At 73.4% G+C, this 13890-nt stretch carries 11 protein-coding genes; 8 read left to right on the forward strand and 3 right to left on the reverse strand.

Going from position 1 to position 13890, the window contains the following annotated elements:
- Positions 1–4 precede the first annotated feature (4 nt).
- Together pcrA and ACL02R_RS05240 are read left to right on the forward strand one after the other, a co-directional pair.
- On the forward strand, positions 5–2473 hold the full coding sequence (pcrA, locus tag ACL02R_RS05235) for a DNA helicase PcrA (protein WP_412795648.1): 2469 nt from the start codon (positions 5–7) through the stop codon (positions 2471–2473).
- Between the two features lie 153 nt (positions 2474–2626).
- A complete protein-coding gene (locus ACL02R_RS05240; RefSeq protein WP_412795649.1) occupies positions 2627–3325 on the forward strand; it encodes a hypothetical protein in 699 nt (232 codons plus the stop codon).
- Positions 3326–3422: 97 nt separating this feature from the next.
- Here ACL02R_RS05240 and ACL02R_RS05245 read toward each other — a convergent pair whose 3' ends face one another.
- On the reverse strand, positions 3423–4826 hold the full coding sequence (locus ACL02R_RS05245; RefSeq protein ID WP_412795650.1) for a M23 family metallopeptidase: 1404 nt from the start codon (positions 4824–4826) through the stop codon (positions 3423–3425).
- A 333-nt stretch (positions 4827–5159) separates the two neighbouring features.
- On the opposite strand from ACL02R_RS05245, the gene ACL02R_RS05250 reads away from it, so the two are divergent.
- From ACL02R_RS05250 to sucD, 3 genes are all read left to right on the forward strand, one after another.
- Positions 5160–5600, forward strand: a complete 441-nt coding sequence (locus tag ACL02R_RS05250; RefSeq protein ID WP_412795651.1) for a cobalamin B12-binding domain-containing protein — start codon at positions 5160–5162, stop codon at positions 5598–5600.
- A 217-nt stretch (positions 5601–5817) separates the two neighbouring features.
- On the forward strand, positions 5818–6993 hold the full coding sequence (sucC, locus tag ACL02R_RS05255; protein WP_412795652.1) for an ADP-forming succinate--CoA ligase subunit beta: 1176 nt from the start codon (positions 5818–5820) through the stop codon (positions 6991–6993).
- Between the two features lie 17 nt (positions 6994–7010).
- Positions 7011–7898, forward strand: coding sequence for a succinate--CoA ligase subunit alpha (gene sucD, locus ACL02R_RS05260; RefSeq protein ID WP_412795653.1), 888 nt, complete (start codon positions 7011–7013; stop codon positions 7896–7898).
- 115 nt (positions 7899–8013) lie between these two features.
- Here sucD and ACL02R_RS05265 read toward each other — a convergent pair whose 3' ends face one another.
- Positions 8014–8727 carry an RNA polymerase sigma factor gene (locus tag ACL02R_RS05265; protein WP_412795654.1) on the reverse strand — a complete coding sequence of 238 codons (714 nt, stop codon included), beginning with the start codon at positions 8725–8727 and terminating at the stop codon, positions 8014–8016.
- A 74-nt stretch (positions 8728–8801) separates the two neighbouring features.
- Between ACL02R_RS05265 and ACL02R_RS05270 the strand changes: the two genes are divergently transcribed.
- Positions 8802–10271, forward strand: a complete 1470-nt coding sequence (locus ACL02R_RS05270; protein WP_412795655.1) for a DUF6350 family protein — start codon at positions 8802–8804, stop codon at positions 10269–10271.
- A 459-nt stretch (positions 10272–10730) separates the two neighbouring features.
- On the opposite strand, the gene ACL02R_RS05275 is transcribed toward ACL02R_RS05270, so the two are convergent.
- Entirely contained in the window at positions 10731–11519 is a 789-nt protein-coding gene (locus tag ACL02R_RS05275) for a hypothetical protein (protein ID WP_412795656.1), read from the reverse strand.
- A gap of 131 nt (positions 11520–11650) precedes the next feature.
- Between ACL02R_RS05275 and purN the strand changes: the two genes are divergently transcribed.
- Positions 11651–12259 carry a phosphoribosylglycinamide formyltransferase gene (gene purN, locus ACL02R_RS05280; RefSeq protein ID WP_412795657.1) on the forward strand — a complete coding sequence of 203 codons (609 nt, stop codon included), beginning with the start codon at positions 11651–11653 and terminating at the stop codon, positions 12257–12259.
- Positions 12256–13860 carry a bifunctional phosphoribosylaminoimidazolecarboxamide formyltransferase/IMP cyclohydrolase gene (purH, locus tag ACL02R_RS05285; RefSeq protein ID WP_412795658.1) on the forward strand — a complete coding sequence of 535 codons (1605 nt, stop codon included), beginning with the start codon at positions 12256–12258 and terminating at the stop codon, positions 13858–13860. The genes purN and purH overlap by 4 nt, the downstream gene beginning before the upstream one ends.
- Positions 13861–13890 lie beyond the last annotated feature (30 nt).

Here is a 13890-nt window from a genome sequence, read left to right on the forward strand (position 1 = left end):
ACCGATGAGCGGCCTCTTCGACGACGACTTCCTCACCCGCCTCGGCTCCCCCGCCCCGGCGGGCCCCGGCGTGCCCGACGAGCCGGACGACCCGGGCGCGTACGGCCCCGAGGAGCCACGCGAGGAGGTGCCGCACGATCTGTTCGCGGGCACGTTCGCCGAGCCGCGCGCCGCCGATGACGACCTCTTCTACCGCAACGGCGCCCGCAAGCCCGTGCAGGACCCCGCCCAGCTCCTCGCCGGGCTGAACGAGCAGCAGCGCGCCGCCGTCACCCACAGTGGCGCGCCGCTGCTGATCGTGGCGGGCGCCGGGTCGGGCAAGACCCGCGTGCTGACGCACCGGATCGCGCACCTGCTGGCGGCGCGCGGCGCGCACCCGGGGCAGATCCTCGCCATCACGTTCACCAACAAGGCCGCGGGCGAGATGCGCGAGCGCGTCGAGGAGCTGGTCGGCCCGCGCGCGAACGCGATGTGGGTCATGACGTTCCACAGCGCGTGCGTCCGCATCCTGCGCCGGGAGAGCAAGACGCTCGGCTTCACGTCCAGCTTCTCGATCTACGACGCCGCCGACTCGCGCCGCCTGATGGCGCTCGTCTGCCGCGACCTGGACCTCGACCCGAAGCGCTTCCCGCCGAAGTCGTTCAGCGCCAAGGTGTCCAACCTCAAGAACGAGCTGATCGACCCCGAGGACTTCGCCGCGCAGGCGACCGACGGTTTCGAGAAGACCCTCGCCGAGGCGTACACCATGTACCAGTCGCGGCTGCGCGAGGCCAACGCGCTGGACTTCGACGACATCGTCATGACGACCGTCCACCTGCTCGACGCGTTCCCCGACGTCGCCGAGCACTACCGGCGCCGCTTCCGGCACATCATGGTGGACGAGTACCAGGACACGAACATCGCGCAGTACACCCTGATCCGCCTCCTGGTGGGCGAGCGGGACCCGGCCGAGCTGTGCGTCGTCGGCGACGCCGACCAGTCGATCTACGCCTTCCGCGGCGCGACGATCCGCAACATCCTCCAGTTCGAGCACGACTTCCCGCAGGCCACGACGCTGCTGCTGGAGCAGAACTACCGCTCGACGCAGACGATCCTCGAAGCCGCCAACGCCGTCATCGCCCGCAACGAGGACCGCCGCCCCAAGAACCTGTGGACCAACGAGGGCGCGGGCAGCCGCATCACCGGCTATGTCGCCGACACCGAGCACGACGAGGCGCAGTTCGTCGCCGACGAGATCGACCGCCTCACCGACAAGGGCGAGGCGCGGCCAGGCGAGGTCGCCGTCTTCTACCGGACGAACGCGCAGTCCCGCGTCTTCGAAGAGGTCTTCATCCGCGTCGGCCTGCCGTACAAGGTCGTCGGCGGCGTCCGGTTCTACGAGCGCCGCGAGGTCCGCGACGTCCTCGCCTACCTGCGCGTCCTCGCCAATCCCGAGGACACCGTGCCGCTGCGCCGCATCCTCAACGTGCCCAAGCGCGGCATCGGCGACCGCGCCGAGGCGATGATCGACGCCCTCGCGCAGCGCGAGCGCATCCCGTTCGCCCAGGCGCTGCGGCGGGTGGACGAGGCGTACGGGATGGCCGCCCGTTCGCTCAACGCCGTCAAGCGCTTCAACACCCTGCTTGAAGAGCTGCGGACCGTCGCCGAGTCGGGCGCGGGTCCGGCGACCGTCCTCGAAGCGGTCCTCGAACGCACCGGCTACCTCGCCGAGTTGCAGGCGTCCACCGACCCGCAGGACGAGACGCGCGTCGAAAACCTCCAGGAACTCGCCGCCGTCGCCCTGGAGTTCGAGCAGGACCGCGACGAGGACGACCCGGGGACCCTCGCCGACTTCCTCGAACGCGTCGCGCTCGTCGCCGACTCCGACGAGATCCCCGACGACCCCGACCCCGAGGCGCAGGAGGCGGGCGTCATCACCCTGATGACGCTGCACACCGCCAAGGGCCTCGAATTCCCCGTCGTCTTCCTCACCGGCATGGAGGACGGCGTCTTCCCGCACATGCGCTCCCTCGGCAAGACGAAGGAGCTGGAGGAGGAACGCCGCCTCGCCTACGTCGGCATCACCCGCGCCCGGCAGCGGCTCTACGTCACGCGGTCCGCGCTGCGCAGCGCGTGGGGCCAGCCGCAGCACAACCCGCCGTCCCGCTTCCTGGACGAGATCCCCGAGGCGCACCTCGACTGGCGCCGCTCCGGACCGGCCACGCTCCCGGCGACCCCCGTGCCGGCGCGCTCCCGTACCGGTTCCGGAAGCGAACGCGGGCGGCTCGGCGCACGCGGATTCGCCACCGGACGCACCCCCGACCGGCCCGTCGTGGCGCTCGCCGCGGGCGACCGCGTGACGCACGACAGCTTCGGTCTCGGGACCGTCGTCTCGGTGCAGGGCGCGGGCGACAAGGCCGAGGCGACCATCGACTTCGGTGGCGAGAAGCCCAAGCGCCTGCTGCTCCGGTACGCCCCCGTGGAAAAGCTGTGACCTCGGCCGGGTAGTGTCGCCGATATGTCACAGACCGGGGAAGGGGCTTGTCCCGGGCGCGGCGGAAGCGGTTAGCTTCCCTGCAAAGCTCGTACTCCAGTTCCTCTGTCCCCGGAGTACGTACACCCAAGGATTCCCAGGGGGAACACACTTATGAGCCAGCCTTGGCAGCCGGCGCCTGACAACGGCGGTTACGGCGGACCGCCGCCCCCGCCCGGTGGAGCGCCGCAGCAGCCGTACGGCGCCCCGCCCCCGCCGCCCGCCTCGCCCTACGGTGCCCCGCCCCAGCAGCAACAGCAGCCGTACGGCGCCCCGCCCCAGCAGCCGGGCTACGGCTACCCGCCCCAGCAGCCGAACCCCTACGGCGGCGGCCCCGGCGGCTACATGCCCCCGGGCCAGCCTGCCCCCGCGGGCAACAACGTGGGCCTCGCCATCCTGCTGGCGGTGCTCGGCACGATCGTCACGGCGGTGATCTACGGCTACCTGTACAAGGCGGGTTTCGACGAGAACACGGGTGAGCTGAGGCAGTACAACTACGCGGCCATCGCCGTCGGTGCCGTCGTCGGTCTCGGCCCGGCCTTCTTCGCCAAGCGCAACTGGCCGGTCATCATCACGGGCGCGGTGCTGGCGGTCGTCGCCATGATCCTGGGCGGCCTGTGGGGCGTCGCGCTGATGGTGGAGGAGTACTACCCGGGCTTCGAGGACAGCGCCTTCACCGCGTTCTTCCAGTACTTCGGCGACACGTGGGACGTCTGGAAGGAAGACCTGGCGGCCGTGGACGTCGTCCTGTGGATACTCGCGCCTGTCGGCGCGCTCGGCATCTCGCAGATCGTGGCCCGCAGGTCGTCCTGACCGCGCCGCACCGCCTCACACGCCGGAACGCCCGCCACTCCCCGTCCTCGCGGACGGTGGTACGGCGGGCGTTCCGGCGTGTGGGTGTCCTGAGGGTCTATGTCGGCTCCAGGCCGTGGCTGCGCAGCCACGGCAGCGGGTCGATCGCGGAGCCGCCGCCCGGCCTGACCTCGAAGTGGAGGTGCGGGCCGGTGGAGTTGCCGGAATTGCCCGAGTACGCGATGACGGTGCCGGCCTGCACCCAGCCCGACTGGTAGACCGAGCTGTCGAGGTGCGCGTACCAGGTCTCGGTGCCGTCGGCGGCGGTGAGGACGACGAGGTTGCCGTAGCTGGGGTGCCACTGCGTGCTGATGGTGCCGTCCGTCGCCGCCATCACCGGTGAGCCGTAGCTCACGGGGAAGTCGATGCCGGTGTGCTGGGACATCCAGTTGACGCCCGCCTGGCCGTAGTAGGCGCTCAGGCCGTGCTGCGCGACGGGGATGAAGAACTTCTGCCGTGCCGCCTCGATGCGCGCGGCCTCCTCGGCGGCCTCCTCGGCCTCCCGTTCCTGCTGAACCTCCAGGTCCATGCGGCCCTGGGTGCGGCTGGCGCGTTCGGCGAGGTCGTCGGCGGCGGCGGAGAGGCTGACGAGCTGGGTGTCGAACTGGGCGTTCGCCTCGATCGGTTCGGCCTCGGCCGGGTCGGGCGCGGCGACCGGCGCACGGTCGTCGGTGCTGCCCGTCGTCTCGTTGACGGTCGCGGCGGTGGCGACGGCGGTGACGCCGAGGACGCACAGGGAGGGCGCGGCGACGGTCAGGAACGCGGAGCGGGCGCGGGGCCGTACGGACGACCGCCGCCGTCCGCGGCTGCCGGGGCGCTGCGGCGGGGTGACGTCCACCAGGTCGTCGGGGGCGTCGGCCGTGTCGGGGGCGGCCTGGCCGGGCTCGTCGTCGCGTGCCGTGAAGGCGGCGAACTCGGCGGTCGTCTCGCGGAGGTCCTGGTCCGCCGCGTGCTCCCGGCCAGACGCGTCGTCCGCCGGGCCGTCCCATGTGCCGTCGGCGGGCGCGTGGCCGGCCGTGGGTTCCGCGTACTGCGGCGCCTCCTGCGGATACCCGCCGTCGTAACCCCCCGCGTAGCCGCCGGAGTACAGGTCCTGGTCGAGGACGGGAACGGTGCTGGTCGGCGCGTCGTGCAGGGACGCGGCGGCGTAGCCGGAGCCCGCGCCGGTGTCCCACGGGCCGGGGGCGAACGCGTGCTGCTGGTCGTACCAGGGGTCGCGCTGCTGGGGCTGCTGCGCCTGCATCTGCGGCATCTGCGGCATCTGCTGCGTCTGCCCGGCCTGGGGAACGGTCGCGGTGGCCGTCCACTGCGCGCCCTCGTAGGCGGCGGAGCCGTCGTAGCCGTCGTAGCCGGAGGCGGCCTGGCCGTACGGATCTGGCGTGCCGTACCCCGTATCGGGGTAAGAGCCGAAGCCGGGGTAATCCGTATGCCCGGTGACCCCGGACAGCAGACGATCGCTCACCGACCATGCCTTTCGGCTCGACAACAGAGCTGGGGTGGCCCCCCGCGGCTGTAGTGCGGCGACTGTACCCGCCGCCGCCTCGTGGCCACAATCTTCCGCGGGCTGTTCGCGGGTTTCCCCCGGAGAGGAAAGGGGCAATAAGCCGTCTTTTCGGCGGCGTGCCCATCGAGACCGCACGAAGTGTTCGATGCCAGTTCGAATTCTGATCGATGGCGAACCGTGGCCTTTCCGGGCCGTGCGCGGCGTTCATGGGGGATGCTCGTGGGGAAATCCGGGGACGACAGCGACGTCCCCCCTCGTCCGGCAGCGCCGCCGGAAGCACTGGAGGCAGAGATGGGTGTGCACGGTCCGATCCGCGTCGTGGTGGCCAAGCCGGGGCTCGACGGGCACGACAGGGGCGTGAAGGTCATCGCCCGCGCCCTGCGCGACGCGGGGATGGAGGTCGTCTACACGGGGCTGCACCAGAGTCCGGAGCAGATCGTGGACACCGCGATCCAGGAGGACGCCGACGCCATCGGCCTGTCGATCCTCTCCGGCGCGCACAACACCCTCTTCGCGCGTGTGCTGGAGCTTTTGCGGGAACGCGACGCCGCCGACATCACCGTCTTCGGCGGCGGCATCATCCCGGACGAGGACATCGCCCCGCTGCGCGAGCTCGGCGTGGCCGCGATCTTCACCCCCGGAGCCCCGACGGGGGACGTCGTGCGGTGGGTGGAGGAGCACGTGGGGGCCGCGCGCACCGGTGCGGAAGGGGACCGGAAGGCCGAATTGTGACTGGTCTCACCACTCTCGTGCGACATGCGGTTCACGACCTCCCGGACGGCCCGGATACGCTCGTCTCCGGACATGCCGCGTGCCGGGCGCCCACCACGCGTCCGTTGCTCACGACGCGCCGGGCGCTTGCAGACGCGACCGTTGCTCACGCCGCGACGACGCGGCACGCCCACGCTGACAACGAACCGCGAGACACCAGATTGAGGGACGGACGCGCGTGGACCTGTTCGAGTACCAGGCGAGGGATCTCTTCGCCAAGCATGACGTGCCGGTGCTGGCCGGTGAAGTCATCGACACGCCGGAGGCGGCGCGCGAGGCGACGGAGCGGCTCGGCGGCCGCGCGGTCGTCAAGGCGCAGGTCAAGACCGGTGGTCGTGGCAAGGCAGGCGGCGTCAAGCTGGCCGCCGACCCGGACGACGCGGTGGAGAAGGCCCGCGCGATCCTCGGGATGGACATCAAGGGGCACACCGTCCACCGCGTGATGCTGGCCCAGACGGCCGACATCGTGGACGAGTACTACGTCTCCTTCCTCCTCGACCGCACCAACCGGACGTTCCTCGCCATGGCGTCCGTCGAGGGCGGCGTGGAGATCGAGGAGGTCGCGGTCAACAACCCCGAGGCGCTCGCCAGGATCCCGGTGGACGCCGTGGAGGGCGTGACCGAGGCCAAGGCCCGCGAGATCGTCGAGGCGGCGAAGTTCCCGGCCGAGATCGCCGACCAGGTCGTGGACGTGCTCCAGCGCCTGTGGACGGTCTTCGTCAAGGAGGACGCCCTCCTCGTCGAGGTGAACCCGCTGGTCAAGACCGGTGAGGGCCGGATCGTCGCGCTGGACGGCAAGGTGTCGCTCGACGCGAACGCGGAGTTCCGGCAGCCCGGCCACGCCGCCCTGGAGGACAAGGCGGCGGCCAATCCGCTGGAGGCCCGCGCCAAGGAGCGCGGGCTCAACTACGTGAAGCTGGAAGGCGGCAGCGTCGGCATCATCGGCAACGGCGCGGGTCTCGTGATGAGCACCCTGGACGTCGTCGCCTACGCGGGCGAGGCCCACGGCGGCGTGAAGCCGGCCAACTTCCTGGACATCGGCGGCGGCGCCTCCGCCGAGGTGATGGCCAACGGTCTGGAGATCATCCTCGGCGACCCGGAGGTCACCTCCGTCTTCGTGAACGTCTTCGGCGGCATCACGGCCTGCGACGCGGTCGCCAACGGCATCGTGCAGGCCCTTGAGCTGCTGAAGACCAAGGGCGAGAACGTCAGCAAGCCCCTCGTCGTGCGGCTCGACGGCAACAACGCCGAACTGGGCCGGAAGATCCTCACCGACGCCGCCCACCCGCTCGTCGAGCAGGTGGACACCATGGACGGAGCGGCTGCCCGCGCCGCCGAGCTGGCCGCGAAGTAAAGGAACCGACACTCACCATGGCTATCTTCCTCACCAAGGAAAGCAAGGTCATCGTCCAGGGGATGACCGGGTCCGAGGGCCAGAAGCACACCCGTCGCATGCTGGCGTCCGGCACCAACATCGTCGGTGGCGTGAACCCGCGCAAGGCGGGCCAGAAGGTCGACTTCGACGGCACCGAGGTACCGGTGTTCGGCGGTGTGCGGGAGGCCATCGAGGCCACCGGGGCCGACGTGACCGTGATCTTCGTCCCGGAGAAGTTCACCAAGGACGCGGTGATCGAGGCCATCGACGCCGAGATCCCGCTGGCCGTCGTGATCACCGAGGGCATCGCGGTCCACGACACCGCCACCTTCTGGTCGTACGCGGGCCAGAAGGGCAACAAGACGCGCATCATCGGTCCGAACTGCCCCGGTCTGATCACCCCCGGGCAGTCGAACGCGGGCATCATCCCCGCCGACATCACCAAGCCCGGCCGCATCGGCCTGGTCTCGAAGTCGGGCACGCTCACGTACCAGATGATGTACGAGCTGCGTGACCTGGGCTTCTCGTCCTGCGTCGGCATCGGCGGCGACCCGATCATCGGCACCACGCACATCGACGCGCTCGCCGCGTTCGAGGCCGACCCCGACACCGATCTGATCGTCATGATCGGCGAGATCGGCGGCGACGCCGAGGAGCGCGCGGCCGACTTCATCAAGGCGAACGTGACCAAGCCGGTCGTCGGCTACGTCGCGGGCTTCACCGCCCCCGAGGGCAAGACGATGGGCCACGCGGGCGCCATCGTCTCCGGCTCCTCCGGCACGGCCGCCGCCAAGCAGGAGGCCCTGGAGGCCGCCGGCGTGAAGGTCGGCAAGACCCCGTCCGAGACCGCGCGTCTCGCCCGGGAGCTGCTCGCCGCGGGCTGACCCCGCTCCCGCCCGCACGCGTCCGGCACGCGCGCGGGTCCGCGCTCGCGCCCCCGACGGTCCAAGGCCAGGACCCCGGGGGCGCTGCGCGTTCCGCGCCCCGTCCCGTTCCGCGTCAGTTCAGCAGCGCGGCGGCGACGAGGGCCCCGGCCGTGACGGCGGTGCCGCCGAGCCCGGCGAGGGTCCGGTGCCGCGTGGCCCGTTCCCCCGCCCTGCGCACGGACTCGGCGGTCGGTGTCTGCGGCGCGTGGCCCGCCAGGGCACGTGCCATCAGGTCCTTGAGCACGTCGCGGCGCTCCTCGGGCGCGGCCTCCGCGAGGGCGGGGAGCCGGGCGGCCAGCAGCTCGCGCGCGTGCGCGGCGCGGCGCTCGGTGGCGCCGATGGTCGCCTCGGCCTCCAGGGCGGTGCGCACGATGTCGAGACCCATCACGTCGTGCAGCAGGACGACCCTGCGGTACGCGGGCGGCAGGCTCACCATGGCGGTCAGCACGCCCGCGGCGACCTCGGCCGTACGGCGGCGGTGGCCGGGCGAGAAGGTGTGCCAGGGCGACAGCGCGTAGTCGTAGGCCGCGGCCCGTACCCAGCCGCCCGGGTCGGAGCGGCCCGCGACCTCGGGCCAGTGTTCCCAGGCGCGGCGGAACGCCCAGCCGACGGCGCGGTCGGCGAGCATGCCGCAGCCGGTGAGCAGGTACGCCTGGCGGCTCAGGGTGGTGGCGTGCGCGGCGTGGAGGGCGTCGAAGGCCTGCGTGGGGTCGGGTTCGGGCGTGGGGTCGGGCGGGGCGGCGGTCGCGAGGTCCGCTCTGGGCGGATCATCGGTAAATACGCTCATACCGACATACTGGGCGACACAGCGGCGAAAACCCGTTACCCGGGCATATGGGGTGTTGTTGGCAGCATGGCCGCGTGCGTCACCTTCTCCGGCTGCTCCAGCACACCGCCCCGCTCGGCCGCGTCCGCGCCCGCTGGCTGCTCGAAGGCCTGCTCGCGGCCGGGCTCGGCCTCGGCGTCCCGGCCGCGCTCGTCCTGCTGCTGTGGACCCTCTCGCCCTTCCCCGACAGCGGCGCGGGCGGCGCCCTCCACGTCGCCGCCGACCTGTGGCTGCTGGGCCACGGCGCCGACCTCGTACGCCCCGACACCCTCACCGGCGCCCCCGCGCCCGTCGGCCTGACCCCGCTGCTCCTCGCCGCCCTGCCCGCCTGGCTGCTCCACCGCGCCGTCCGCACGGCGCTCGTCCCCGACCGGTACGCCCACGACTGGGGCGTCCATCCGGCGGACGGGCCGCGCGCCGCGCTGTGGGTCACCGGCGGCTACCTGCTGGCCGCCGGCGTCGTCGTGATCTGCGCGCGCGGCGGCCCGCTCGCCGTGCGCCCGCTGGACGCCGCCGTCCAGCTGCCGCTCTTCACGCTCGCCGTGACCCTCGGCGCCGCCTGGGCCGTCTGCGGCGCCCTCCCGTCGGCCGCGCTGCCCCGCTGGGCGCGGCGGCTGCCCGGCGCCCGGATCGCCGCCGCCGCCCGCGCGTCCGTCGCGGGCCTCGCCGCCACGTGCGGCGCGGGCGCGCTGCTGGTCGCCGCGTGCCTGGCCGTACGGGCCGGTGCCGCGCAGGACGCGTTCGGCGCGCTCGGCACCGACTGGTCGGGCCGCTTGTCCGTGCTGCTGCTCGCGGGCGCGCTCGCGCCGAACGCCGCCGTGTGGGGCGCCGCGTACGCGCTCGGGCCCGGCTTCACCCTCGGCGCGGGCAGTGCCGTCGGCCCGCTCGCCGTCCGCGGCGACCCGGCCGTGCCCGGCTTCCCGCTGCTCGCCGCGCTCCCGTCCGGCACGCCGGGGAACCCGCTGCTGTGGGGCGTCCTCGCCGCGGTCCCGCTGGCGGGCGCGCTGGTGACGGCGTGGTTCGTGGCCCGTTCGCGCGCGGCCGACGAGGGCGTGGCGGCGACGGCGCTGGTCGGCCTCGGGACCGCCTGCGGCACGGGCGTGGGCCTCGGCGTGCTCGCCGCCTGGGCGGGCGGGCCGCTGGGAACGCGGGCGCTGGCCGAGTTCGGCCCTGAGCCGTGGCTGACGGGCCTGGCCGCCGCCGTCTGGACGGCCGTGCTGGTCCCGCCGTTCGCGCTGCTGCTGCGGGCGGCGCGCGTGAGCGGGCTGAACGCGCGGCTGGTCCGGATGGTCCGCCGTCCGCGTGAGGCGGCGGACGCGAAGGCGTGGCACAGGACGGACGCGCGGCTGTCGCGCTGGGCGGCGCTGCGGCGGACGTCAGGGGTGCTCGTGCCGGAACTGCCGGACGCGGGGGACACAGCGGGCACAGCGGACCCGGGGAACAGGCGGACGGCGCGCGCCGTCCCCAACCCCGCCCGCCCGACCGACGACCCGGACCGCCGCTGACGGCACCGGGCACGGCGGCCTCCCCGCGGACGGGAGGACACGGCCGTCCGGAGCGCGCGGGCGCAGGCCCCTACGCGGAGCGGAGCGACGGCGTTCGGGTGAGCGGCGGGGCCGGACTCGCGCGTCGCCTTTCCCTGCGCGGGCGTCGGGTGTCCGGCGTTCCTGCCGGGGGGTTACGCGTCGGGCGCCGTCGTCCTGCGGTCGCGGTTGGTGGAAGCGCCGCTGTGGGGTGCCGCTCCCGCTGGGCGAGCGGCGGATGCCGGGCGTACTGGCCGGGGGGTTGTGTGTCCGGCGCCGCCGTTCTGCGGTTCGGCGGCCGGTGTGGCGTGCGTTGTGCGTCGCCGTTTCCCTTGTGTGGGTGGGGGGTTGGGTGTTCCGGTGTGGCGGCGGGCGGGCAGCCGCGCGTGCCGCGTTCCCGCCGTCGGCTTCCCGTGCCGGAGGAGGGGGCGGGGAGCGGGGTCAGTTCTGTTCGCCGAAGATCGGGCGCAGTTCGCGCGGCAGCAGCCGCTCGCACGATTCGCGTGACGGCCGCGTCAGGGCGTCGTCCACGCAGTCGAAGTAGTCCTTGTACACGAGTTGCAGCGTGTAGGACGCCGCCACGATCGCCAGCGCCAGCGCCGACAGCACGATGCCCGTCACCGACGCCGTCACCCGCGGCTTGCCGCCACCGCGCGGCGGCGGCAGCGGGGCCGGGGTCGCGCCCGGCGGGGGCGGGGGAGGGGACTGCTCGCCCTGCCCCTGGAGCGCCCGTACCTTCTTCTCCCTGGCCTCCGGGCTGTCCTTCGGCCCGCCCCGCAGACCGCTGATCCCCCAGTACAGGCCCAACGCGCCCAGCAGCAGCGCCAGCCACTGCCAGCCCAGCAGGACGCCGCTGCACACGCCCCACATGCCGGACAGCATCGCGTACCGCGCGTGCCGCTGCGCCGGGTCGGTGGGGTCCCAGCCGCGCGGGCCGCCGCCGAGACCGCCAGGCCGCCGTTCCTGACCGCCCGCCGGCTCGCCCCAGCGGCCCTTCTGCCGCTCCGGCTGCCGGTCGCTCCACTGGCTGCCCCAGCGGGGGCCGTGGCCGCCGTCCTGCCCGCCGTCCTGGTCGCCGCCACGGTCGCCGCCGTCGCCGTTCCCCTCGCCGCCGTCGGGATGCCGGGGCCGCCACGGACGGTCGGGAGTGCCCTCGGGCGGCGGGGCGAAGGGGTTGTCCTCCTCGTCGGGCCGGTCCTGCGGGCCGGGGGCACGGCGTCGGTCCGTCATCGTGGTCGTCGAATCTCCCTCTTAGGTGCCGTTGTCCCGACCGTACCTGCCCGGGGCCGCCCCACGGCACGGGGGGAGTGGGGCGTGCCGGTATCGTTGCGCCGAGACCTCCCCGAAAGAAAGACCTCCCCGTGGCTCGCATCGTCGTCCTCGTGTCCGGGTCCGGTACCAATCTCCAGGCCCTGCTGGACGCGGCGGCGGCAGGGGGCGCGGCGTACGGTGCGGAGGTCGTCGCGGTGGGTGCCGACCGGCCGGGGATCGAGGGGCTGCGGCGTGCCGAGCGCGCCGGACTGCCGACGTTCGTCCACCGCGTGCGGGACTTCACGGACCGCGCCGCCTGGGACCGGGCGCTCACCGCTTCGGTCGCCGCGTACGAGCCGGACCTCGTCGTCTCGGCCGGGTTCATGAAGATCCTCGGCCCGGACTTCGTCGCGGAGTTCGGCGGGCGGCTCCTCAACACCCACCCGGCGCTGCTGCCGAGCTTCCCCGGCGCCCACGGCGTACGGGACGCGCTCGCGCACGGCGTGAAGGTCACCGGCTGCACGGTCCACTTCGTGGACGGCGGCGTGGACACCGGACCGATCATCGCCCAGGAGGCGGTGGCGGTGGAGCAGGACGACGACGAGGCGACGCTCCACGAGCGCATCAAGGAAGTCGAGCGGCGGCTGCTCGCCGACGTCGTGGGCCGGCTCGCCCGCGACGGCTACCGCATCGAGGGACGAAAGGTATACATCCCGTGACGGCCGACAGCACATCTCCCGAAGGCACCGCCCCCGAGGGCACCGGCGACGGACGGCGGCCCATCCGCCGCGCGCTGGTCAGCGTGTACGACAAGACGGGGCTCGACGAGCTGGCCACCGGCCTGCACGCCGCCGGTGTCCAGCTGGTGTCCACCGGCTCGACGGCCGCGCGGATCGCCGCCGCCGGGGTGCCGGTGACGCCGGTGGAGGAGCTGACCGGCTTCCCCGAGACGCTGGACGGGCGCGTGAAGACGCTCCACCCGCGCGTGCACGCGGGCATCCTCGCCGACCTGCGGCGCGCCGAGCACCGGGCGGAGCTGGAGAAGCTCGGCATCGAGCCGTTCGACCTGGTCGTGGTGAACCTGTACCCGTTCACGCAGACCGTCGCGTCCGGCGCCTCGAACGACGAGTGCGTCGAGCAGATCGACATCGGCGGCCCTTCGATGGTCCGCGCGGCGGCCAAGAACCACCCGTCGGTCGCCGTGGTCGTGGACCCGGCGGCGTACGCGGACGTGCTGACGGCCGCCCAGGGCGGCGGGTTCACGCTGCCCGAGCGGCGGAAGCTGGCGGCGGCGGCGTTCCAGCACACGGCGCAGTACGACGTGGCGGTGGCGGGCTGGTTCGCGGAGACCGGCGCCGAGGGCGGGGGCGACCTGTTCCCGGCGAGCGCGAACGTCGCGTTCAGCCTGGAGAACGTCCTGCGCTACGGCGAGAACCCGCACCAGGCCGCCGCGCTCTACCGCGACGGTAGCGGCTCGGGGCTCGCCGCCGCCGAGCAGCTGCACGGCAAGGAGATGTCGTACAACAACTACGTGGACACGGACGCCGCCCGCCGCGCCGCGTACGACCACGCCGAGCCGTGCGTCGCGATCATCAAGCACAGCAACCCGTGCGGTGTCGCGGTCGGCGCGGACGTCGCCGAGGCCCACCGCAAGGCGCACGACTGCGACCCGCTGTCCGCGTACGGCGGCGTCATCGCCGTCAACCGGCCGGTCAGCGCCGAACTGGCCGCGCAGGTCGCGGAGATCTTCACCGAGGTCATCGTCGCGCCCGGCTACGAGGACGGCGCCCTGGAAGCCCTGACGAAGAAGAAGAACATCCGGGTGCTGCGCTGCCCCGAACCCCCGGCGGCCCGCACCGAGTTCCGGCCCGTGGACGGCGGGACGCTGGTGCAGGTCACCGACCGGCTCCAGGCGCCGGGCGACGACCCGGGCAACTGGCAGCTGGTGGCGGGCGAGGAGCTGCCGGAGGACGAGCTGGCGCAGCTCGCCTTCGCGTGGCGCGCCTGCCGCGCGGTGAAGTCGAACGCGATCCTGCTCGCCAAGGACGGCGCGACGGTCGGCGTCGGCATGGGGCAGGTCAACCGCGTGGACTCGGCGAAGCTGGCGGTGCAGCGGGCGGGCGCGGACCGGGCGGCCGGTTCGTACGCGGCGTCCGACGCGTTCTTCCCCTTCCCGGACGGCCTTGAGGTGCTGGCCGCCGCCGGGGTGCGGGCCGTCGTGCAGCCGGGCGGCTCGGTGCGCGACGAGGCGGTGACCGAGGCGGCGAAGGCGGCCGGGGTCACGATGTACACCACGGGGACACGGCACTTCTTCCACTGACGCCCGCCCGTCCGACGCGTGCGGCCGCGC

Origin of the sequence: Streptomyces sp. MS19, assembly GCF_047200595.1 — a bacterium.
In the GTDB taxonomy this organism is placed as follows: domain Bacteria; phylum Actinomycetota; class Actinomycetes; order Streptomycetales; family Streptomycetaceae; genus Streptomyces.

Bases quoted from the DNA above. Each gene is read 5' to 3' on its own strand.
- pcrA (WP_412795648.1), top strand. From the start codon at position 5: ATGAGCGGCCTCTTCGACGACGACTTCCTCACCCGCCTCGGCTCCCCC.
- ACL02R_RS05240 (WP_412795649.1), top strand. From the start codon at position 2,627: ATGAGCCAGCCTTGGCAGCCGGCGCCTGACAACGGCGGTTACGGCGGA.
- ACL02R_RS05250 (WP_412795651.1), top strand. From the start codon at position 5,160: ATGGGTGTGCACGGTCCGATCCGCGTCGTGGTGGCCAAGCCGGGGCTC.
- sucD (WP_412795653.1), top strand. From the start codon at position 7,011: ATGGCTATCTTCCTCACCAAGGAAAGCAAGGTCATCGTCCAGGGGATG.
- ACL02R_RS05265 (WP_412795654.1), bottom strand. From the start codon at position 8,727: ATGAGCGTATTTACCGATGATCCGCCCAGAGCGGACCTCGCGACCGCC.
- ACL02R_RS05275 (WP_412795656.1), bottom strand. From the start codon at position 11,519: ATGACGGACCGACGCCGTGCCCCCGGCCCGCAGGACCGGCCCGACGAG.